At 52.8% G+C, this 23,373-nt stretch carries 19 protein-coding genes; 12 read left to right on the forward strand and 7 right to left on the reverse strand.

The features are described 5' to 3' along the window. From rpe to VMT62_06615, 5 genes are all read left to right on the forward strand, one after another. Positions 1–663 carry a ribulose-phosphate 3-epimerase gene (gene rpe, locus VMT62_06595; protein HVN96080.1) on the forward strand — a complete coding sequence of 221 codons (663 nt, stop codon included), beginning with the start codon at positions 1–3 and terminating at the stop codon, positions 661–663. A gap of 10 nt (positions 664–673) precedes the next feature. Beyond that, a complete protein-coding gene (locus VMT62_06600; protein HVN96081.1) occupies positions 674–1,327 on the forward strand; it encodes a DUF3786 domain-containing protein in 654 nt (217 codons plus the stop codon). A gap of 27 nt (positions 1,328–1,354) precedes the next feature. Next, entirely contained in the window at positions 1,355–1,906 is a 552-nt protein-coding gene (locus VMT62_06605) for a flavodoxin family protein (protein HVN96082.1), read from the forward strand. Between the two features lie 36 nt (positions 1,907–1,942). Beyond that, positions 1,943–2,674 carry a class I SAM-dependent methyltransferase gene (locus VMT62_06610; GenBank protein HVN96083.1) on the forward strand — a complete coding sequence of 244 codons (732 nt, stop codon included), beginning with the start codon at positions 1,943–1,945 and terminating at the stop codon, positions 2,672–2,674. A gap of 209 nt (positions 2,675–2,883) precedes the next feature. After that, a complete protein-coding gene (locus VMT62_06615) occupies positions 2,884–3,132 on the forward strand; it encodes a hypothetical protein (GenBank protein ID HVN96084.1) in 249 nt (82 codons plus the stop codon). 138 nt (positions 3,133–3,270) lie between these two features. Here the strand turns inward: VMT62_06615 and VMT62_06620 are convergent, their stop codons facing one another. The 7 genes from VMT62_06620 to VMT62_06650 form a co-directional block, all read right to left on the reverse strand. Then, positions 3,271–5,286 (reverse strand): methyl-accepting chemotaxis protein, encoded by a 2,016-nt coding sequence (locus tag VMT62_06620; protein ID HVN96085.1) that lies wholly within the window; start codon positions 5,284–5,286, stop codon positions 3,271–3,273. Positions 5,287–5,635: 349 nt separating this feature from the next. Further along, the gene (locus VMT62_06625) at positions 5,636–8,038 is read right to left on the reverse strand and encodes a pyruvate formate lyase family protein (GenBank protein HVN96086.1); all 2,403 of its coding nucleotides are present in this window, start codon (positions 8,036–8,038) and stop codon (positions 5,636–5,638) included. A gap of 289 nt (positions 8,039–8,327) precedes the next feature. Further along, positions 8,328–9,773, reverse strand: a complete 1,446-nt coding sequence (locus VMT62_06630) for an MFS transporter (GenBank protein HVN96087.1) — start codon at positions 9,771–9,773, stop codon at positions 8,328–8,330. A gap of 459 nt (positions 9,774–10,232) precedes the next feature. Beyond that, positions 10,233–11,480 carry a uroporphyrinogen decarboxylase family protein gene (locus VMT62_06635; protein ID HVN96088.1) on the reverse strand — a complete coding sequence of 416 codons (1,248 nt, stop codon included), beginning with the start codon at positions 11,478–11,480 and terminating at the stop codon, positions 10,233–10,235. A gap of 424 nt (positions 11,481–11,904) precedes the next feature. Then, the gene (locus tag VMT62_06640; protein ID HVN96089.1) at positions 11,905–13,212 is read right to left on the reverse strand and encodes a TRAP transporter large permease; all 1,308 of its coding nucleotides are present in this window, start codon (positions 13,210–13,212) and stop codon (positions 11,905–11,907) included. Continuing rightward, complete coding sequence (locus VMT62_06645; GenBank protein HVN96090.1) at positions 13,209–13,706, reverse strand: TRAP transporter small permease subunit; 498 nt, start codon at positions 13,704–13,706, stop codon at positions 13,209–13,211. The genes VMT62_06640 and VMT62_06645 overlap by 4 nt, the downstream gene beginning before the upstream one ends. Positions 13,707–13,820: 114 nt before the next feature. Next, entirely contained in the window at positions 13,821–14,783 is a 963-nt protein-coding gene (locus tag VMT62_06650; protein ID HVN96091.1) for a glycyl-radical enzyme activating protein, read from the reverse strand. Positions 14,784–15,057: 274 nt separating this feature from the next. On the opposite strand from VMT62_06650, the gene VMT62_06655 reads away from it, so the two are divergent. The 7 genes from VMT62_06655 to VMT62_06685 all read left to right on the forward strand — a co-directional run. Next, on the forward strand, positions 15,058–16,284 hold the full coding sequence (locus VMT62_06655) for a CoA transferase (GenBank protein ID HVN96092.1): 1,227 nt from the start codon (positions 15,058–15,060) through the stop codon (positions 16,282–16,284). A gap of 22 nt (positions 16,285–16,306) precedes the next feature. Further along, positions 16,307–17,527: a CoA transferase gene (locus VMT62_06660; protein HVN96093.1), complete on the forward strand. Its 1,221-nt coding sequence runs from the start codon at positions 16,307–16,309 to the stop codon at positions 17,525–17,527. 123 nt (positions 17,528–17,650) lie between these two features. Continuing rightward, entirely contained in the window at positions 17,651–18,808 is a 1,158-nt protein-coding gene (locus tag VMT62_06665; GenBank protein HVN96094.1) for a 2-hydroxyacyl-CoA dehydratase family protein, read from the forward strand. Beyond that, the gene (locus VMT62_06670; GenBank protein HVN96095.1) at positions 18,805–20,106 is read left to right on the forward strand and encodes a 2-hydroxyacyl-CoA dehydratase family protein; all 1,302 of its coding nucleotides are present in this window, start codon (positions 18,805–18,807) and stop codon (positions 20,104–20,106) included. The genes VMT62_06665 and VMT62_06670 overlap by 4 nt, the downstream gene beginning before the upstream one ends. Positions 20,107–20,168: 62 nt before the next feature. Then, a complete protein-coding gene (locus VMT62_06675) occupies positions 20,169–21,392 on the forward strand; it encodes a CoA transferase (GenBank protein HVN96096.1) in 1,224 nt (407 codons plus the stop codon). Between the two features lie 18 nt (positions 21,393–21,410). Beyond that, positions 21,411–22,628 (forward strand): CoA transferase, encoded by a 1,218-nt coding sequence (locus tag VMT62_06680; GenBank protein HVN96097.1) that lies wholly within the window; start codon positions 21,411–21,413, stop codon positions 22,626–22,628. Between the two features lie 150 nt (positions 22,629–22,778). Continuing rightward, positions 22,779–23,373 (forward strand): CaiB/BaiF CoA-transferase family protein (locus tag VMT62_06685; GenBank protein ID HVN96098.1); only part of this gene is annotated, 595 nt, incomplete at its 3' end.

Below are 23,373 nucleotides of genomic sequence, written 5' to 3' on the forward strand. Positions count from 1 at the left end.
ATGAACATGATCAAGATAGCCCCTTCGATTTTATCCTGCGATTTTCTCAAACTGGGACAGGAGATTAAAGACGTGGAAAAGGCGGGCGCGGATTTGATCCATGTGGACGTCATGGACGGTCAATTTGTCCCCAACATTACCATAGGTCCCATGTTTGTGGAGGCGATCAAGAAGATAGCCTCTCTACCCCTCGATGTCCATCTCATGATAAAGACCCCTTCCAAATTTGTCCCGGACTTCATAGCCAGGGGCGCGGATATGGTAACGGTTCACGTGGAGGCCGATAAGCATCTTTTCAGGACCATCGACCTCATCAAGTCGAGCGGGGGAAAGGCCGGTATCTCTTTCAATCCGTCGACCCCCTTGAGTTTCCTGGATCATGTGATTCATGTGGTGGACCTCGTGATGATCATGACGGTCAACCCCGGGTTCGGGGGCCAGGCGTACATCCCTTCCATGGAGGAAAAGATAAGAAACACGCGAAAGCTCATCGATAAATCAGGCAGGCAGATCGCTCTCGAGGTGGATGGCGGCATCAAAGCCGAAAATGTGCATAAGGTGGTGGAGGCAGGCGCCGATGTGCTTGTGATGGGTACGGAGATTTTTCACAGCGCCGATTACGCTGTCAAGATACGCGAGATACGCGAGAAGATCGGACTGTAAGCTACGTCACATGGAACTGAAAAAACAAAAGACGTATAAGGCGGTTTACGAGTTTGCCTTAAATACCCTCATTTCTTCGGATTACATGCGCAAGTGCTCGGACGCGGGTCTCAAATGTTCGCAAGAAGAGCGGGGCGCATACATACTGGTCCCCTACTTCGACGAAATCATCACTCTCGGTCTTCCGAAATGCACTTTCGAAAGTTCAAAGAAAGCAAACGTTACGCTTGTCACCAAGATCCTACTCTTGCATTACGTAAACAACGCCTCGGGTATCCCGCTCACCGGCGAAAAAGTCGGTTATGGCGACATACCCCAGTGCATGCACTATGAACCGGTCTTTGAAAAACGGGTTCTGAACCCCGTGCGGAATGCCTTCGGACACGATAAGTATGCATTTCTCCAAGCGGGCATGGAACTCAACGGCAAAGAGGAAGGGTATGGCGATGCCTCGTTCACACTTTTCGCCTTTCCCAGGGTCCCCATCACATTCATTCTCTGGGAAGGCGATGAAGAGTTCCCGCCTTCCGCAAAAGCCCTTTTCGATCCTTCCATCACAGGTTATTTGCCCCTCGAAGATATCGTGGTCATCGCAAAACTTGCGGTATCACGGATTCTAAAAACCGCGCACCGACAGCATGCAGGTGGAGATTATGAAGCCTGATCGTATATCGCGCGAAGGAGCGTATCCATGAAGAAAGTGCTTGGAGTTGTGGGAAGTCCTAGAAAAAAAGGCAATACGAATGTGCTCGTTGCCCGCGTGCTCGAAGGCGCACATGAAGCGGGGGCCCAAACGGAAACCGTCTTTCTCAACGAGGCGCGTATCGAAGAATGCGATGGCTGTCATGCGTGCTGGAAAACGGGAACCTGCAAAAGAAAGGATGACATGAACGATCTCTACCCAAAAATCATAGGGAGCGATGTTATTGTTTTTGGCACCCCGGTCTACTGGTACGGACCCACAGCACTCATGAAAGGCTTCATTGATCGATTTGTCTATTTCAATTGCCCGGAAAACAGGACAAAAATACGGTGCAAGCGTGCGGTACTGGCCGTTCCTTTCGAAGAAAACGATCCCGATACGGCTCTACCTCTGGTTGAGTTCTTTAACAAGAGCCTCGGCTATCTGGAGATGAGCATAGTGGGCCGGCTTATTGTGCCCGGTGTGACTGTGAGAGGAGAAATTGCGAAAAAAACCGATTGTATGAGAGAGGCTTACGAGCTCGGGAAGGGATTGGTCTGACGCCCGTACAAAGTATGATAAACAGACGATAGCGCGATGCAGAAACCAAGACGAGGCGTAAGCAGCCGAAAGAACCAATTAGCGAAGGCTGATAATACGACACCACACCTCGCTCAACAATACGATGGCCAGGTAAGAAATACCATCCCTTACTACGATGAATTTCACGAAGAGACTATCCGTTTCGTCAAGGCAACCGGCGCGCATCCACGTCTCTGGCTCGACACGGGTTGCGGAACGGGATTACTGGTCAAGCGTGCCCTGAGCAGGTTCACCAAGACGACATTCGTGCTTGCCGATCCTTCTGCTGAAATGATAAAGCAAGCAAGAAAGAAACTGCGGAACCACGAAGATAGCGGGAGGATCAAGTTTCTCAAACCAGTCGCAACGCAGGATTTGAAATTGGACTCTCAGTTCGATGTGATCACAGCCATTCAGTCTCACCACTATCTGAAAAAAGAAGAAAGGGAACACGCTACGAGGACCTGTTATGACCTGCTCAAACGCAAAGGCCTCTTCATCACCTTCGAGAATGTGCGTCCATCTTCAAATGAGGGAATAGAGGCCGGCAAGAACTACTGGTCCCAGTTTCAGCTCTTGAGAGGCAAGGACGCTCGGGCGGTAGGGAAGCATATGAACCGTTTCGATTCGGAGTATTTTCCCATCCCTGTGGAAGAACATCTGAAGCTCCTTAAGACCTGCGGCTTTCGGACCGTGGAGTTACTCTGGTACTCCTATATGCAGGCCGGTTTCTACGGTGTGAAGTAGATGTAAGGAATACCGGCTTGTAGAGATCTTAGCCCGCTTGAGACCGTAAGGCAGGGGCTCGCCGAACTTTCTCGACAAGCTAAGAGCTCAACTAAAGACCGTCAACTGCGGTTACCATGAAATCCTTTTTCACCAGGCACAGAGGGGATATTGCTTTTTCCGTTTCCAGACATTACAGTTTCCAGAAGAAACAAGAAAGGAGGCAAATTATGTCTGAAGCGATTGTCAAACACAAACATACACTGCTACTGCCCTTTTTTATGGGCGGGCTTATCGGCGGAGGCATCGCCCTCATACTTGCCCCCCAGCTCATGAAGGCGCGAGGCGCCATACTCGCTGGAGTGGACAAGGCCAAAGACCTGCTTGCAAAAAAGAACGGGCAGCCATCTCCAGAGGGTACGTACTGCGCGGTTCCCGAAGGCGCAGACATATGTTTTGACGAAAAAAAGAGCACATAGAGAGTTGCCCGCCTCTTGAGGCCGTGCGGGGCTCGCTTTTTCACGGGCCGTACGGACAATAAATGGACGAGTCCATGGCGCCATCCCATGCAACAAGCGGTCGCATTAAGGCGGCGGGTGCCTCAAGGCTTAAGCGGGCTACTTGTAAACGCCGCAGGCTACGTAGTAATCGTCGACCCGCTGGATATAGGTAATCTTGGGCTGAACCGTGTTCGTGTGAGGGTTTAGGAAGTCATACTCGTACCATCCGCTGCCTTTCATCTTTGCAAGATCGATCATCCCTTTGCCGAGATACCTTCCGTTCACGTCCTTGGCCTCGATGAGGTTTTGCCCCACCATGGCCGCGTTTCCGCCGTAGGCGAGCATATTTCCTTGAAAGTCCTGGGCGAAAATAAAGAGTTCGCCCTTGACAAATTCCCCCCGCGGATTATTGAACGCGGCCAAAGCCTTTGCCTTACCGTTTGCCTTTGCGTAGGCGTAAGCCGCCTCCACCATCTCCTGAGCGTCGTGAGCAGTGGCCAGCTTGAACTGACCAATCAATTTCTTCAATTCTGCCGAGAGTCCCGCCATCTGTGAGGCGGCCTGGGCATTTTCGCTCACGCTCCTTGCGGTCTCCTCCATGGCCCCGGAAACATGCTGGATGTTCTGCGCTATCTCGTTGGCTGTGGCGGTCTGCTGTTCTGAAGCGACGGCAATCTGACTGATCTCCGAGGTAACCATGTTGATCTGTTTCAAAATGTCCTTCAATGCATCGCCCGATCTTCGCGCGTCCTGCGTGCCGATTTCCACCTCTTTTACGCCCTCTTCCATGGAGACGACGGCCTGCTTTGTTTCCGTTTGCATGGCTTTGATGGTTTGACTGATCTGTTTCGTGGCCTCCGTGGTTCTTTCTGCAAGCTTTCGGACTTCATCTGCCACAACGGCGAATCCTCTTCCCTGTTCCCCGGCACGGGCAGCTTCAATGGCCGCGTTAAGCGCTAAAAGGTTCGTCTGGTCCGCGATATCGTCTATGAGATTGATCACCTCGCCTATCTGGTCAGATCGTTCGCCGAGACTGTCCACGGTCTTCGCCGAAGACTTGACGATGCCATTGATGCGGTCCATCACGCTCACTGTTTCGGTAATGACCTTTTCACCGACAACCGCGGCGCTACTCGCCTTCTCTGAACTTTTCGTTGCGGAAACACAATTCTGAGCGATCTCTGAAGAGGTGGTCGACATCTCTTCGCTGGCTGTGGCCACCGAATTGACCTGGACGACTGTCTCCTCTATGCCCGACGTCATTTGCCTGGCGGCGTTGTCGAGCAGCATTGCTGTGCTCGATGCGACGATGCTGCCTTTTGAGAACTGTATGAACGTATGCCACAGCTTCTCCGCGAAGGCATTAAAATGGGTGGCTATCTCGCCGATCTCATCCTTTCGGAACATATTTATGCGTATGGTCAGATCGCCCCCGGACATGCTCTCAATGGCATCGGCTATTTTCCGGATCGGTAGTAGTATCGTGCCGGCCATTTTTGCGGCCATAAACAATGCCAGGATGATAGCGGCGATCAGTATACCGAGTGATACGAGGAGGGCCTTCTGAAAATTACGCAAAGATAGGCTATACTGCTCTGCGCCGAGCCTGCTCTCAAATTCAAGAAGCCCCTGAAACGTCGCCTGTAACTCAGCAAACCTTCCGTCTAAGGCTTGCATTCTTGTTCCGAGACCGGCGGCATCGTTTGCGCTCCCCATCTCACTCACGGCATTCGCGTATGCCGATAGCATCTGAAGCGAGGTTTGAAATTGTTTCTTCTCCTCTTCGGCACGCCCCTTCGCTCTCGAAAAACCATTGATGGCGTTTGCCGCTGTGTCGATAACCCTCGCCTGTTGCTCGGCTGCGGCCTGGGCGAGCTTCACGTCGTTACTGAGAACTGCCCGCGTCAATTCCCCGTGGAGTTTGGCATGGCCTGCGGTCACGCCGTCTGTGATCTCAGAGACTTGTCTGTATCCGGTGAGGCTTCCCGTATAAATCGAATCGACAATCGATTTCTGTACGTTGTAGTCCACATACGAAACAATCCCGTAGCCGCACAGAAGGAACATAACCGTAACCAGGGCTATCATCAGTATCTTCCTCGATACCGTCATATCCACCATGAGTTGTTTCATCAGTTAGGTCTCCTCCTATAGCGGCTCGATAAATCCGATCCCCATGATATTATCGACTAATTTTGGAAATTTTTAAAGTCCTCTTTTGAGCGGCGGTGGTGAATAAGCGACGGCCATGAACGGCGCTCACCGACGCAGACGCGTGGGTCATAGTGACTGGCGAGCCCAAGCCGATCGGTACCGTTTATGGAATTCACCGCGCACGCTTGCGCTCAAGGGATAGCGCTTGCCGCCCTCTTTCTTTTCATATGAGGTTCTCAGACGAAACAAATCACTCGTCAATTCTGACAAAGACGAAAGGCCCGCATCGTATATACGATGCGGGCCTTTCGGTCGAAATTGCTATAGTCTATGCGGACTGCTGATGTTCGGTCCGAGCAATGATTTCGTCCTGCACCGGTTTGCCGAGGGCCACAAAGTAAGCACTGTAGCCTGCGACCCTCACGATGAGATCGCGGTGTTTTTCCGGCTCTTTCTGGCTTTCCAGTAGTACAATCTTGTTGACGACGTTGAACTGTACGTGCTTTCCGCCGGCCATGAAATATGTCTTAATGAGGGACGCCAGTTTCTTCATATCCTCTTCTGACGTAAGCGCCGAAGGATGAAATTTCATATTGAGCAGAGTCGCCTGGAACGGAGTCTGGTCTACTGCCATCGCGCTTCGCATAACCGCGGTAGGTCCGTTTATGTCCTTACCCTGTGCCGGTGACAGTGTGCCGTCAGCCAGTGTTTCACCGGCAAGCCTTCCGTCAGGCGTAGCCCCGGTGAGCGCCCCGCCGGGTGCATGTGCCGTAATCGAAATTCCGGTCGGTTTTGTGGTTCCGCCCCATGGGGTCTCAAATGTCTTAGTTGTTGCTGCCCAGAATTTATACAGGTCTTTAGCGATCGAATCCACATACGGATCACCATTGCCAAACTTTGGTGCCGCGAGGCACATCTTCCTGATCTCCGGATAACCGTTGCCTTCCCAGTTTGCGTCCAGAGCGTCCTTTAATTCCTTCATCGTTACTTTCTTTTCATCGAAAACGAGCTTCTTGACTGCGGCGATTGAGTCGGCAACATTGACCATACCCACGAGGTTGAGTACCGAGCCATTTTCAAAAGGCATGACACGGTCAAGCACGTCTTTACCGACCTTTATGGCGTCATACATGAGGGCTGAGTGAACCACGTCAGGAAACAGATCGGTGTGAGCCCTGAGGAGAATATTATGTTCCTCAGCAGCAAGCCCCATAAAATACTTGAGCTGTGTTTTAAAAGCATCCAGGAACTCATCGAACGTCTTGAAGCTCTCGAATTCGCCGGTTTTGGGTCCGATCTGTATGCCGAGTCTCGGGTCGAACCCATTGTGGATCGCTATCTCAAGGACCTTGGGTACGATGAACATGCCGATGGCTGAGGTCCTCGACTTGCCGGGAAGGTTCACGTCAAGGCAGCCCGAGAGGGTGTAATTTCTCGCGTCCTTAAGTGGCACACCCTCGCCGGTCAGGTAACCGATATATGACGGATCGCCGATAAAGGCGGGCATGCCCATACCCGTCTTCACCACTTCAAGGGCCTTGAGCATAAGCTTTTCAGGTGTGCCCTCATGGACCCTGACCGTTATGGTATAATGCGGGGTCTGGCAGTCTTTCGCCGCCTCCAGGATGAGATAGCTCAACTCGTTTGTCGCGTCGTTTCCGTTTTCGTCCACACCGCCAATGACCAGGTTGTTCCATCTGGCCATACCTGACCATTTGGCGCGCTGCATCTTTCCGCCACCGACAAAGTTGTATTGCATGACCTTGATGCGGAGGCACTCGAGCAGTTCCAGGACATCCTCATCACTCAGGATGCCCGCCTCTTTGTCCTTTTTGTAGAACGGATACATGAACTGGTCAAGCCGGCCAAGCGGCGACGCCCCGCCGAGAATCATGAGGTTTATAAACCAGAAGGACTGCATCGCCTCACGGAATGTGCGCGCCGGCTCGCCGGGCACGCGGTAGCAGGATTCCGCAATGGCCTCCAGCTCTTTTTTTCGTTTCGGATCTTTTTCTTTCTTCGCAAGTTCTGTTGCAAGATCGCCGTAACGTTTTGCGATACGGACTATAGCGGGCAGAGCAATGATTACCGAGTGGAGAAAATGACCCTTCTTTATGTCATCTGCGCTGAAAAATCTCAGATTTCTCAACTCCTCCTCGGCATCCTTCACGATCTTGTTGAGCCCTTCATTGAGCACCTTCTCAAATTCGATCACGATGAGCGTGTACTGGAGGCCCAGACCCCAGCCGAAACCGGCGCCTCCCTGTCCGCGCCCCTCGTTCTTCTTCATCCAGGGGGGGCAGAGTATTCCCGACTTGATGAAGGGCCACATCCTCTCGTCATCGTAGAACATACCCTGTCGCTCGTCGAGGGTCCTTCCCTTATTCATGAAAAAGTCATCAAAAGATCTGAGCAATTTCTCATCTTCCGCGGAAATGGCAAGACCCGCTTTTCTCAACTCTTCCATATCTTCAGACGGCCAGGCGGGTCCTGTGGTGCCTGCCTCCATACCCATCGGTTTCTGCGCGATATTCCCCACAATCAGCTCATCGTCTTCGATAAAAATCGTTCTATTATCGAGGAAATGGGCCGTTGCCTTTGCCCTTCGCAAGATCATGGGTTCGCCTTCCGTCTGTCGCATTGACTCGGTAACAAGACGGACTTTTTCCGTGCAAATGGGAAATTCCTTGACTTTCAATCGCTCTTTTAATTTCTGTACCCTTTGGTTCATTACTGCCTCCCGAATCTTGGCTAAGATGCGTTTCTTCTCAAATAGTCTTCTGTTCCTGTCCGCGTAGCGAATCTATTTTCAATCTTCCTGTTACAACTTTATCGGCTCCATCAGGTCAATCTTTAAGGGGATAGGGCCTTTCGTCACGCTTCAAGATCCCCTACTTATTCCCCGATTCGCCACCCTCCCTCCTCTATAAGGAAAGATGCAAATCATATAAGTATACATTTATAATTATATAACTGATGGCAAAACAAGTCAAGCCAGGGCCACGTGCAAAATGTCCCTGTTACGGGTCCTGTTGGTGGCGTCCTCGAACGAGTGAAGACAGGACCCCTACGGAGGCGATCACAAGGCTCACCGTCATAGCGCCCTTAAACCCTGCAAGCGCGGCCATCCTGTTTGCCGTCGAAGGATCGATCCCTGCGTTTACCAGGCGTATCAAAGCCCCCGCCTGATAAGTACTGAACAGGGCTCCCCCTAAAGCAATGCCGCCCGAGGCGCCCACCTGTCGTGCAACCATGACAATAGCCGAGGCCGTACCTAAAGCGCTTCTCGGCACGGCACTCATCGCCGCGCTGTTGTTCGGCGGCTGAAAGATTGCCATACTCAACCCGCACATACCGACCCCGATGGCCACACTAAGGTATGTCGGATGCGGGCCGGGATGGCTCAAAAGAAAAAGAGAGCCACAGAGCACACACATGCCGAGCGCGGCAAGGAACGTGGAGCCGATTCGATCGGACAGTCGCCCGGTGATGGGAGAGATCGCAAGCAGGGGAAAGGCCACGAGTGCCATGAACATGCCCACTATTGAGCCCGAGGAACCGAACGCCTCCATCAGGTAGAAGGGCACAAGAAAAATCACGAAGGAGGTGGACAGGGTCTGGATGCAGGCGCTTAACGTAGCCCCGGAGAACAAACGTATTTTGAAGAAACCGAGTTCCACGATCGGTTGTGAGGCCCTCTTTTCCGAAACAAGAAAGAGGGCGAGAAAGAGCGCTGCGAGACCCCCCAATGCAATCACCGGAGCGGTTGCAAATCCCCTCTTCCCGCCAAAGTTGAGAAAAAGCAACAACAGGGCAAGAAAACCGAAGAGAGTCGCAGATCCTTTTATATCAAGATCAAAATTCTCCTCGCTTCTTTGCTCTTTCACAATCACCCAGGTCATGATGAACGCGCTCAAGGCCATCGGGATCCTCGTGTAAAAAACCGCCCTCCAGCCCAAGGCATCCAGAATGAGCCCTCCCAGAACCGGTCCGGCCACGAGCCCCACAGAGTTGACGCCGGTCAAAATACCAAGCGCTTTACCGCGCTCCTCCGGAGGAAAGACGGCCACGGCGATGGCCATGGCGAGCGAGTATCCTGTCCCTGCCCCAACCCCCTGGACAGCACGGAATGCTATTAACTGCACCACACTCTGCGACAGGGCGCACCCTGTGAGGCCAAGCGTGTAGAAAGCGAGCCCCGCCATAAAAGCCTTCTGTCTGCCTTTAGCGTCGCCTATCTTCGCGAGCGTCAGCATGAGGCTCTGGCTCATAATGTAATAGGCCAAGTTCACCCATGCAATGACCGAAGAGTCGGTCCGAAACACGCTCGCCAATCGCGGAAGGCAGGTAGCAAGGATGCTATTGTCGAGTGCCACGGTGAGGCTCCCCAGCGAAACGGTGAGCAACACCCACCACTTGTAGGTGTCCCTGTCATGAAAATCGGGTTTTGTTAATGTACTCAACAAACGATTATTTAAGCCTCCTTATCAGACCTCTGACACTACGTGCATGCTCTGCCGGACATCGAAAACGTGCTCACCGCAAATGGCCCTCGGAAGAGACGGGAGAGATAGATTTTTCTCTCGGCGATTTGCGCGGCGAAGAACGGTGACCCCGGAACGATTGAGTTTCTAGCGCCAGTGTCTCTACCTTGTTATCGCCCACGGCGTATTAATGCACTAGACCCTTCCATCCCAATCCTGTTTGTTGAGGCCACATAACATAATTGTATACAAATATACTATTTGTCGTCAAGGAGAATACTGATCGCGGCTCCGATAGTGACCCTTCCCACAGGGATCACTCAACAAAAGAAGATTCAAGCCAGGCCAGGCGGGCCGATCGGGTATTACGCTCACGTGGTCGGGAGCGATCCGAAAGCTTCGATCCCATTTGTGTCCGGCCCGAGCCGGATCGGCAAGAAATCAGTATACGCCATACTCTTTGACAAAGTCGAACATGGCTCGGACGTTCTCCACCCTGGCATCTTCAATGTTTGTCGAAGGGCTGAGAAGAAAGCCACCATCTCTGCCCACATAGTCGATCACCCTCCTGCAGCAGGCCCTAACCTCGTCCGGCGTACCCGTAGCAAGGAGAGAAATTGGCACACCGCCTTTTATGGAAATCGTACCGCCGAGCACGTCTTTGGCCTTCGCGAGGTCGGTCGCTTCAAAGGCGTACATGGCCTTACCTGCGGGAAGGTCCTTTATGATCTCGAGGCGGGAGGTACAGTCACCTTCCCAGAACGGCGTGGGATTAAGCCCCTCGTTGATGAGTGCCATCATAAGCTCGCGGAGCGTAGGCCAGTAGAACTTCTTGAATTGTTCGAGGGACATAAACCCGTCAACACCCTTATGGAGCGGGATGCCAACCCGTGCGACGCCCGACGCCTTCGCCCCGTTTACCGCGAGTTCTATCATCATGGGCAGAAGTTTTTCGCAGGCCGCTATTACCTTGTCGGGCCTCCGGTACATATCGAGCATAAGCCCCTTAGTACCCCGAAAAAAATCACCGAGCGTATCAAAGGGGGCTTGAGTGCCTGCCCCGGCCTGAGCAGGAAAGCCCTCCTGCCTCAACTTCTCAGAGAAGCGACGGCTGTACGACGCGATCCGCTGCATTTCCTCCCCCGCTTTGCTCATGGCCTCGAAGGCCTCTCGCACTTCAGGAAGGGTAAAAGGTACAAAAGTGCCAAGCCCCATGTAGTAGCTGATCAAATTGCGCAGCGGAGAAAGTTTTTCAAAGCCCTTCAAGGCGCCGAACATCCGTGGCCAGTACCTCCTGATCATGAAATCGGTCATATCGGAAAGGAAATGATCGTATTCGTCTGCCTTCATATATTCTCCTTCCACGAACTGGAAGGGAACATTCGCCTCGAGCTGACGCCCCGGCCACTGGAGTTGTTTGAAATCGAGTATATCGAGAAGTGCGCCCTTAAAGCTGGAGCCGAAGGGGTTCATGGCCTGGTCCGGCTCAAAATCAAGGATGGTCTTCAGGTTTGCCTCCCAGATCTTATCCGGGTCGTACATCATGTCTGCAAAGCTAAAACCGCAATAACGGGCGGGGAAAAATGAAAAAGAGGCGGTAATCGGCACTCTGTCAGGTTTTTTCAACGCGACGACGTCTGTTACCCGTTTTTCTCTTTGCGCGTAAAGTATTTCACCATGTTCTTTCATAAGTAATCTCCTGTCTTTTCACGGACCCGGACGGAATTCCCCTCCTGTTCCGACGCTTAATTTTTTGCTAAAGCTAAGGAGTCTTCCCCTTTTGCTCATATCGTATTTTCGATCTCGCTATCTTCCCAAAATGGCCCGCGCCTCTTCGAGTGCGTCGCCCTAGTTCTTGGTTGATCCCAACGAGTTCAAGCCACATATGTTCAAGAAGGCGCCGATGATGGTGAAAAAGGATCCGTCCCTTCGGTCCATATCTGACGGGAACCAAAGAAATTACGTAAGACCGCTTCTGTGACAATCACGAGTGCGACCACCATGAAGAACGAGCTGCCGAGGTGGCTGATGGCGCTCATGAGACTTATGAGCCACGCCTTCACATTATTTTAAGTCGTAGACCTTGCCCCCCGTAGCTTCTCCTTCTATAGCTCTATTTCATCAGGCTCGGAAGCCAGAGTGTGATAGGATGCACGAACATGAAAAGCGGCATGGTGATAAGCTCCATGAGAAGAAACGGGGCAACACCGCGAAACACGTCCTGGACTGAGAGATTTTCCGTCGATACGCCGGATACGATGTAGGCACACATGCCGAGTGGAGGGGTGATAAGCGTGATCTCGAGCATGCGGACCTGTATCACTCCGAACCAGATGGGATCGTAACCGAGCGTCGTGACAATGAGCGGATAGAACACGGGCAGGGTGAGAAGCTGGATCGACGGCGCCTCCATGACCATGCCGAGGAGAAAGTATATACCGATAATAACGCTCATGATGACCCAGGAAGGCACAGGTAGTCCTCCCGCCCATTCACCGGTCACCTGGGGAAGGGTTGTTTTTGCGCAGAAATAGTTGAATATGAAGGCGCCCATGACAATGCCGTAGATCATGCCTGAAGTGCGCATGGTGGAGAGGAAGGCTTCTTTAAACTTGGCGAAAGTCAGCCGACGGGTGGCGAGCGCAAGCACCAGAGCGCCGATAGCGCCGACCGCCCCGGCCTCAGTTGCGGTAAACCATCCGACAATCATGCCGCCGATGACAAAAATAACGAGCAGAAGTAATGTCCAGCAAGTCTTTAGAGCGGCGAATCTTTCCTTCCAGGTCGCCTTTTCAGCAGGCGGCCCCAGTTTGGGGTTTCTCAGGCAGAGGACATATATGGTCACAATGTAAGAGAGGGCGGTAAGAAAAGCCGGAATGATGCTCGCAACAAAAAGCTTACCGATAGAGTTCTCCGTAATGATTCCGTAAATGATAAACATGGCGGATGGCGGCAAAAGGCTGCCTATGGTGCCCCCCGCTGCGATTGAGCCCGCGGCGAACTTCGGTTCGTAGCCGTATTTTTTCATCTCAGGTAACGCGACGAGACCCATGGTGGCAGCTGTGGCGAGACTTGATCCGCTGACGGCGGCGAAGCCCGTGGCCCCACCGATACCGGCCATGGCGAGCCCTCCCCGGAAATGGCCGAGCCATTTTGAGGCGAGGTTAAAGAGTTCGGCCCCGAGACCGGACACAAAGATGAGATTAGCCATGAGAAGAAAAAGAGGCAGTACGGCAAGCGAGTAGCTCGACATAACCTCGAAGGGAACCGAGGACATCTTGATCAGTGCGGCAGCAAGGGGATACAGGATAGTCATACCCACAAAGCCGATAAGGCCCAGGGCGAACCCGATAGGCATACCGGCAGCGAGCAGGGCAAAGAGCACAATAAAGCCGATCAAACCGATGAGAATTGGACTCATTTCTGTTCCCCTCCTTTTATCATCCCCTTCACGTGATGGAACAGCTTTATGAGGAGCATGGCAAACATCAAGAGCGCGGCAAAAACCCAGACGCCGCGGAAGGGAACAACGGAGATCTTGAGGATTTGCGTGTTCTCGCCCTCGGTAAATTTCTCTACAAAGGTTTCGAATCCTGTATAGGCCAGTACGGCCCAGTAAAAAAGGCTGAGCAACGTGGTGACAGCCGCGAAGGTCGCCTTGGTCCTGCCGTGCAAGCGCTCCACCAGGATTTCTGCCCGTGTGTGGCGTTCCTCCATTTGCGCGTACACCAGCGTAAATGCAACGCCCACGACAACAAGGGTCTCAACCATATCATAGGTCCCCGGCAGTGCCGTCCCAAGGTGGCGCGCCAAAACGTCTCCCCCGATCACGAGCGTCACGATTGAGATGAAAACTATGCCGAGCACACATCCCCAGTTGCCTACCCGGTTGACGAATCGTTCAATGAGCCCCATGTTCCGACCTCCTGCGAAGTTTCCTTCTGTCTTTAAATAGAACCGTCTCCCCGCCTTCTCAAGTATTTTCTTCCAATACTTAACTATAAAAGCGCGCTTTTGTCAGCTATTTTTTTAGCCGCCGATAATTACTTTCTTGAGACCCCGCTCCTCCATAATCTGCTTCAGGGAAAGCATGCGCTCTTCGTCGGGAGGCGCGGAATTAAGCGGAGATTGATCTCTTTCCAATTGTTCGATCTTGGATTCCCCGAGCCGGTGATACGGGAGCAGATGAATCTGAAGAAAAGGACTCAGTTCATGGACCACGAAGGTGGCTAGTGTATCCATATTGTCTGCCGAGTCATTATAGCCGGGTACCACAGGGACTCTAATGACGAGCGGAATATGCTTTTCGTGGAATATTCTTTTCGCATTCTCGAGGATAAGCTCATTGGAAACACCCGTCAGCCTTTTGTGTTCGGCTGTGTTCATATGTTTCATATCGTAGAGCACGAGATCCACATAGGGGAGTATCTTTTCGATCGTTATCCAGGGGGCAAGGCCGCATGTCTCAATGGCCGTATGAATGCCCTCTTCCCTTGAGAACTTAAGAATGGCAGCTGAAAATGCCGGTTGAGCGAACGGGTCACCACCCGAGATGGTCACGCCGCCCCCGGAGTTTTTATAAAAGATGGCGTCCTTCATGACCTCGCCCACCACCTCTTTGGCCGTCATGACTTTTCCCATGACCTCTCGCGCCTCCTCGGGACATACATCCACACAGTGGCCGCAAGCCGTACAGAGGTTCCGGTCCGTGTGCACCTTGCCTTCACCCATCTCAATCGCGTTGACAGGACATACAGCGATGCATCTGCCGCAGCCCACACAGCGCTCACGGTTGTAGAAAAGCTCGGGTTTTAACGCTTGAGATTCGGGATTCTGACACCACACACAGGATAAAGGACACCCTTTGAGAAAAACGGTCGTACGAATGCCCGGGCCATCATGGATTGAGTAGCGCTGTATGTTGAAGACCACACCCTTGATATCGCCATCTTCGCTTGCCACCGACTTTATTTCCTTTTCTTTGTTATCCATAATGTATTACCGCCTGATGGTCATAAGATATTAATGTATACTATTATACGAGATTCATGGTAGTCAAGACTTTTATGCCGGGCGGGGATCGAACGAAGGCGGATAAAATTTATTGACAAGGGTGCAGATATTGTGGTTTTTTTTAGCTGCTGTCACAAACAAAACTGTATGCCGACAAGAACATCTCAAAGAAACCTATCAATCCGGGAACAAATTTGGGCGGAGTCATAAGAATAAGCAAAGGTTTTTTGATTTATAGAACGGGAGAAAAAACATGTTAAACGGATATCGTGTGTTAGATCTTACAGACGAAAAAGGTTCTGTCTGCGGTAAAATCCTGGGCGATCTTGGCGCCGATGTGATCAAGATAGAAAGACCCGGAGGCGATCTCTCGCGGCGGATCGGTCCGTTTTTGCAGAATACGCCCGATCCGGAGAAGAGCCTCCACTGGTCTAGCTATAACAGTAGCAAGAGGGGCATCACGCTCAACCTCGATAACCCCGAGGGACAGGAAATATTCAAGAAGCTCGCAGACAAGGTAGACGTGATCATCGAATCGTTTGCCCCGGGCCACCTGCAGTCCCTCGGTCTCGGCTATGTTGAGCTCAGTGCCTCTAATCCGAAACTGATCATGACATCCATAACCCCCTTCGGGCAGACAGGCCCCTACAAGGACCGTAAGGCCTCGGACCTCGCCATTCTCGCCATGAGCGGGCTTATGAGCATTACCGGAGACCCTGATCGTGCCCCCGTTCGGATGTGCCTTGACCAGACTTACAGCTTAGGGGGCATACATGCAGTGGTAGGGATTCTGCTCGCCATTAACTACAGGAGGGTCTCAGGAGAGGGACAATATGTGGACGTCTCCATGTATGAGGCTGCGGTTCGCGGCAATTACTGGGAACCGGCACGATGGGAATTCCTGAAAGTCCTGGTTAAGAGGGCTGGTAACCGGTTTCCCCGGGCTGCAGCAAAAGGTCTTCAACTGTGGCGCTGCAAGGACGGGTACGTCACATGGTTATTGACGGGCGGTGTCACGGGCGCGAAGCAGATGAAAGCGCTCATCACATGGATGTCCGAACTCAACCGGGCCGATATACTGAAAGATGTTGACTGGGCCACGCTGCATCTTTCCGAGGTGTCGCAGGAGCAACTCTCCGCGTGGGAAGCGGTCATTGAAAAATTCTTCACGGGCTTCACCATGGACGAGCTTGAGGTGGAGTCCATCAAAAGGGGCATCCCTATGGCCCGCGTAAATAGGATTGATAATGTGACCAAAGATACGCAGCCTATTGCCCGCGGCTTCTGGAAAGAGCTCCCTGTTGCGGGAACAACTCAAACCATCGGGTATCCCGCATTCCCTTTTCTCGCCAGCGAAACCGATACTCATGTTAAGATGCGGGCACCAAAGATCGGCGAGCATAATGAGGAGATATACGAAAAGGAGTTGGGTCTATCCAAACAATCCATATCATCCCTCAAAGAACGCGGCGTTCTTTGAGTAACACACAAGAGGTATTCGCATGACGGCACAAAAAGGCGCTTTAGAAGGCATAAGGGTATGTGATTTCAGCTGGGTGGGCGCAGGCCCGCTCGCCACCAAGTATCTTGCGGATTTCGGTGCACAGGTCATCAAAATAGAGTCTACAAAGCACCCCGACATAGGACGCTTGAGCGCGCCCTTCAAGGACAATATCATCCACCCGGACCGGAGTGCTTTCTTCCTTCATTCAAATACAAGTAAGATGAGCATCACCCTGAATATCAGACATCCGAAAGGCGTAGAGATTGCAAAGAAGATCGTGAAGATCTCCGACATCGTTATGGAGAACTTTACCCCGGGCGTTATAGAGAAGCTGGGGCTCGGTTACGAGGAATTGAAAAAGATAAAACCCGATATTATCATGGCGAGCTCAAGTATCTACGGGCAGACAGGCCCTAAGAACCGTTTCAGCGGCTTCGGAAACTCGGGCGCTTCCATCTCCGGCCACTACATGCTTACGGGTTGGCCTGACAGGGACCCCGTGACCCCGGGCATAGCATACGCCGACGTGGTCCAGCCCCTTTTCACCGCCGCCGCGCTGATGGCCGCCATCGATTTCAGGGAGAGGACCGGAAAAGGACAGTACATCGATACGACCCAGGTTGAAACCATGGTCCAGTTCATATCGCCCGCCATACTCGACTACTTCGCCAACGGCACCATTGAAACGCGACAGGGCAACCGTTCGAGCTACGCGTCCCCCCACGCTGTTTTTCCCTGCAAGGGCGATGACCGGTGGTGCGCCCTCGCTGTTTTTAACGAAACAGAGTGGATGGGACTTGTGAGGCTCATGGGCAATCCATCATGGACAAAGGATGCAAAGTTCTCCACGTTTACCTCGAGAAAACAAAACGAAGATGCGCTTGAAACGCTCATCGGCCAATGGACCATACAGTATGACCGCGAGGAACTGGTAGACATGCTGCAAAAGGTTGGTGTGCCCTCGGGGCCCGTACAGGATGCGTCTGACCTCGTGGACCGAGATCCTCAACTCCGCGCGAGAGAGAGTTTCGTAAAACTCACGCATCCGGTCATCGGGGAGTGTAACCACCCGGTCCCACCGGTCAAGCTATCGAAAAGCCCTGCCCAGGTCAAAACATCACCCTGTCTGGGTCAGCACAACGAATACGTGTATCTCGACCTCCTCGGCATACCCGATGAGGAATTTGTGGAACTGCTCAATGACGGAGTTCTGGAGTAGACCGAAGAAACAGGGCGGGCCGAACCGCGCACCACCGCTCAAACGAGGGTCTCTATCATACGGAAAGATACGTGGTTGAGAACATGTGTAAACGAGAGAGCGTCTTGAGCACGAGGAGGAAACATGGGTCCGCTTGAGAAGATGAAAGATCAGTACACACAACGTGACAGCGCAGCAAGGGCATGGAAGAAACAAGGGGGCAAGGTAGTAGGCTACCTCTCCGATGATGCGCCTGATGAGATGATCCTCGCAGCGGGCCTCTTTCCCTTTCGCATGAGCGGAAATCCGGCCGAGGGCACCGAAGAAGTGGACAAATATTCGGAATCCTTTTATGATCCTTCGGTACGGTCCATTCTGAACATGCTGCTCACGGGCAAATATGACTTTCTCGATTTTATCATCATCCCCCATCACAGCGATGCGGTCCTTAAGCTGTACCATCAGCTGTGGTGGATACATCAAGTGAATCCCGCAGTGAACTTTCCTCCTGTTCATGTATTTGACATACTCCACACGCCGTTTCTCACAACGGCCCTCTATGTACGGGAGAGCCTGCTCAATCTTAAGAGTAAGCTTCAGGAATGGTCAGGCAGAAAGATCGACATTAAGGCACTGTCGCGGGCGATAGCAGTGGGAAATGAAAATAAGGCCCTTCTCAAAAAGGTGGCTGAGTTGCGTGTCGCCGAACAACCACGCGTATCAGGGGTCGAAGCCCTCCAGATGATCGGATCTGCGGGCTTCATGCTCAAAGAAGAGCACAACAAACTTCTCAAAGAGTTCCTCGATGGCGCCTCCACACTCCCTGAAAAGGATGGCGTAAGAATATTCATGGAAGGCAGCGATCTCGATAATCCCGAGATCTATAAGCTTGTCGAGTCCTCAGGGGCAGTGATCGTTGCTGAAGACAGCAACTGGGGGAACAGGTATTTCGAGGACCCGGTGGACGAAACGGCTGACCCTATGGAGGCGCTCGCCGACAGATACCATGCACGATCGTCCCGACCGAGAACCCAATCGTCGGCGCAAAAGGTCGCCTACACAGTGCGAAGGGCGCTTGAAGCAAAGGCGCAGGGGGCTATTTTCTATCTCCTGGAATGGGATCCCGCGCCCGCCTGGGATGAGCCCGATCAGATAAAGGCTTTGAAGGCAGAAGGCATTGCCTCGCTCTCATTCGGTCCGCAAAAATATCTGTTGTCCGACTCGGATCAAAAAAACATCAAGGCCGGCATACAAGGATTCATTGAGACGCTAAGAGAGGGACGCAAGGAGGGCCTGAAATGAGCGAACCGAAGAATATAAACGAAGGGCATAGAGCCGGGGCTTACGGAAGTGTAAAACAACTCAAGGTTGCCGCCATCTCTGCCAAATACCAGAAGGACTGGTTCAAATCCATCCAGGAGAGACTGGCTAAAGGAGAGCCTTTCTGTCTCGCCAACGCCGATGCACCCCATGAGATATTCCTGGCCATGGACGACATACCCGTGGTCATGACCCAGTGGTGGTCCGCGATTATCGCCGCCAAGCAGATGGCGGGCTACTATTTCGACGAAATGAATGCCAAGGGATATCCTCGGAACCTCTGTCGCTACTGTGCATTACCCCTTGCCTGCGCCATGGACCACAATCCGGAGCGCGCACCTTGGGGAGGTCTCCCTAACCCCAGCATACTACTGGCCCAGCTATCCTGTGACATACAAACAAAGATTTTTGAGCGGCTGGCCGGCGAGTATAATTGCAAATTCTTCCCCATGGAGTATCCGGCGCCTGCCCCGTCGTATCCCCGCTGGTGGGAAACACTGGAAACGAGATGGGAAGAAATAGTCGGCACCCGGGCGCTCGATCTTCGCGTGGAAGAGTTAAAGGCCCTCATACGGTATCTGGAGGTCACAACAGGCAGGGTATTCAACTACAAGAACTTCGTGGAAATCATGGAATTAGAGAACCAGCAGGAAGAATACTTTAAGAAAATCCGTAACCTCCTCTCCGTAACCCGCCCCTCCCCGGTGGGTTTGCCCGATCAGCTCGCTGCTACCATGAACCTTCAGTGGCACCGGGGCACGAAATGGGGCGTAGAGCACGCAAAGCTCTTCTATGAAGAGGTGAAAGAAAAAGTTGACAAAGGTGAAGCGGTCTGCAAGGACGAGAAAGTCAGACTCATGTGGATCGGGCGCGGGCTCTGGCATAATACGGCTTTCTACCGGTACTTTGAAGAAAAGTATGGCGCGGTCTTCACCAACTCCATGTATCTCTCCATCGCCGCTGACGGCTACATACGTGACTACCGTACAGATCCGATGAGAGCCCTTGCAAGCCGCCATCTGTATATGGGATACTGGCTGCGCGATCCTCAGTGGCAATTAAACGAGGCCAAACGATACGGGGTGAACGGCGCTGTAATGATCGTTGCCAGCAATTGCATCGATTCCGTGGGCAACATGTTTATCAAGATGGTCCTCGAACAGGGAGGCATTCCGGTGTTACCCATCTACGCCGACGTTGTCGATGCGAGAGAGTGGGATGACGAGGGTATCAAGGCTCAAGTCTCTCAGTTCATCGAGCAAAGATGCATGGCCAGATAGGACCGTGGGTTAAAAACATTGCGTCACGTGCCACATCAAATCAAGGAAAGTGAGGTAACAGTATGCTCAGTAAGTACAGAGTATTAGATCTCACCGATGAAAAAGGTTTCCTGTGCGGCAAGATAATGGGCGATCTGGGCGCTGATGTGATCAAGATCGAAAAACCCGGAGGGGACAATTCCCGGCGGATCGGCCCCTTTTTTCATAATACGGTTGATCCCGAGCGGGGCCTTAACTGGTTTGCCCTCAATGCGAGCAAGCGGGGCATCACGCTTAATCTTGAAGACGCCAGGGGGAAAGAGATATTCATGAAGCTTGCCGACACCGCGGATGTAGTCATCGAGTCCTTCAGTGCCGGCTATCTCGATGAACTGGGCGTAGGTTATGAAGCTCTGCACGCGCGTAATCCCAAAGTGATCATGACATCGATTACCCCCTTCGGACAATCAGGTCCCTACAAAAACCGCAAGGCCTCTGATATTACCCTTCTCGCCATGAGCGGGTTCTTAAGCATCAACGGAGACAGCGACAGGCCACCGCTTCGGATGTGTCTTGATCAGTCCTATTATCTGGCAAGCGCACACGCCGCGGCGGGCACGCTTCTCGCCATTCACTGCCGATATGCATCCGGCAAAGGACAGCACGTTGACGCCTCCATCTATGAAATAGCAGTACGCGCCAACTACCGGGAGCCCTTCCGATGGGAGTGGGAAAAAGCAAAAACGCCTCGCATGGGTAACCGTTTCGCCAGAGGCGGAAAGGGCTTCAAACAGCTCTGGCCATCCAAGGACGGCTACGTCACGTGGCTCATCATGATGGAGAACCCGAAGCCCGTCCGTGGCTGGGTGGAATGGATGAAGGAGGAGGGCACGGCGGGTAGGTGGGCCGATATAAACTGGGACGGACTCACCTCATTCGTTGGTTGGAGCGATGAGGACGTACAGGCGATCCAGGATTCCATAGCCGCGTTTATCGCGACTCACACGACGAGCGAGCTCGCAGCCGGCTCCATGAAGCGAGGCCTTTTGCTTTCACCGGTAAACTCCGTGGATCTGGTGGCACAGGACGAACAGCTCACTGCGCGAGGGTTCTGGAAACAAGTGGCCCATCCTGAGCTGAAGACTTCTTTCGCGTACCCGCGATTTACCTACCTCACGAGTGAAGATGCCAACGAGGTCCGTTTTCGGGCACCCCTGATCGGGGAACATAATGCCGAGATTTACGGTAAGGAACTGGGTCTTTCCGAACAAGACATGGCATCGCTCACGAAACAAGGGGTCCTTTAATAACCAAGGAGGCGAAGAATGATTAAAGAGGGCGCGCTCAAGGGAATCAATATACTCGACTTCAGCTGGGCAGGTGCGGGCCCCTTTGTGACCAAATTTCTGGCCGATTTCGGCGCCCAGGTTTTCAAGGTCGAGTCGAAAAAACGTCCCGACGTAGGGCGTATGACGCCTCCTTTCAGAAATAACGTGCGCCACCCCGATGGGAGCGCCATATTCATCCACACCAACACGAGCAAGCTCAGCATCACGCTCAATATCCAGCACCCCAAGGGGATCGCTATCGCGAAGAAGCTCGTGGGCAAGGTCGATATCGTCATGGAAAATTTTACGCCAGGGGTCATGGCGAGGTTAGGGCTCACCTACGACGAACTCAAAAAAATCAAACCCGACATCATCATGGCAAGCTCGAGTATCTATGGCCAGACCGGCCCCAAGACGAGTTTCAGCGGGTTCGGGAATTCAGGCAGCGCAATTTCCGGCCACTACATGCTCACGGGCTGGCCCGACAGAGAACCCGTGTCCCCCGGCATAGCCTATGCCGACGTGGTGCAGCCCCAGTTCACCATGGTTGCCTTACTAGCCGCCCTCGACTACCGAAGGAGGACCGGCAAGGGGCAATTGATCGACTGCACGCAAGTAGAGACTATGGTGCAGTTTATATCTCCTGCCATGCTCGACTATTTCGCCAACGGCGCCATCGAAATGCGACAGGGCAACCGCTCGGCTTACGCATCTCCTCATGGAGTATTCCCTTGCAAGGGAGATGACCGATGGTGCGCCATCGCTGTCTTCGACGAACCGGAGTGGCAGAGCTTATGCTCACTTATGGGTAACCCCGCCTGGTGCAGGGATGCCAAATTTGCAAACCTTGCCGCGCGCAAGGCGCACGAGGACGAGCTGGAATCGGCAATCGGCGCCTGGACCATCCAGTATGACCGGGACGAGCTCGCCCGCATGCTCGAGAAAGCGCGCGTCACCTCGGGGCCCGTGCAGGATGGGTCAGATCTTGTGGATAATGACCCCCATCTTAAGGCTCGCCAGAGTTTCGTTACGCTCACTCATCCGGTGGCAGGTGAATGCAACCATCCCACGCAACCGCTGAAACTCTCCGACTGTGCGCCTGACATGAGAACGTCCCCCTGCCTCGGCGAACACAATGAATACGTGTACAAAGAATTTCTGGGTCTCTCCGACGAGGATTACAATGCGGCCCTTGCCGAAGGGGTCTTTGAGTAACGTTCACGACGTCGGCCCGAGAATAGCTCGCGGCTGAAGAGCGAAGGAGTCCACGGTCATTAATAGAGCTCGTTCGTCTTCTGGCGAATGTGCGGATGAGCCCCTCGTATCGGCAAGAGCTAATCCCGTGCACTAAAAGAGGTTTTGATTATGGATCTACCGTTGGAAAATGTGAAAGTTCTGGACATGTCAAGGATGCTTCCCGGACCATACTGTACCTGGATGCTCGCTGACATGGGCGCCGAGGTCATACGCATAGAGCAGCCCTCTGAAATTGCAAAGAGTGATAAGGCGCACAACGTGCAGTCTGCAGACGATAAAGTGCGGCGAGAGATGAGGGCGTATGATTTCTTCTCCCGCAACAAGAAGAGCCTTCTTATAGACTTGAAGAAAGAAGGCTCCCGAGAAGTTATCTATAAGCTTGCCGAGAAGAGCGATATTTTTGTCGAGGACTATAGACCCGGGGCAATGGAACGCTTCGGATTTGATTATGAGCGCATAAAAAAGATCAACCCCGGTATCATCTACTGCTCGGTGTCGCTCTGCGGCCAGACCGGCCCTTATCGGCGACGGGCAGGCCATGATCCCGTGGCGCTTTCCTTGTCGGGGATTCTCGGCCAGATTCAGGATGAGAAGGGCGCGCCGGTCATACCGGACCCTGTCTTTGTGGGCGATGCCACGGCAGGTCTCAACGCGGTCATCGGCATCCTGCTGGCACTCCGCGTCAAGGAAAAGGAAGGTAGAG

This window comes from Syntrophorhabdaceae bacterium, from assembly GCA_035541755.1.
Taxonomy (GTDB): Bacteria; Desulfobacterota; Syntrophorhabdia; order Syntrophorhabdales; family Syntrophorhabdaceae; genus PNOF01.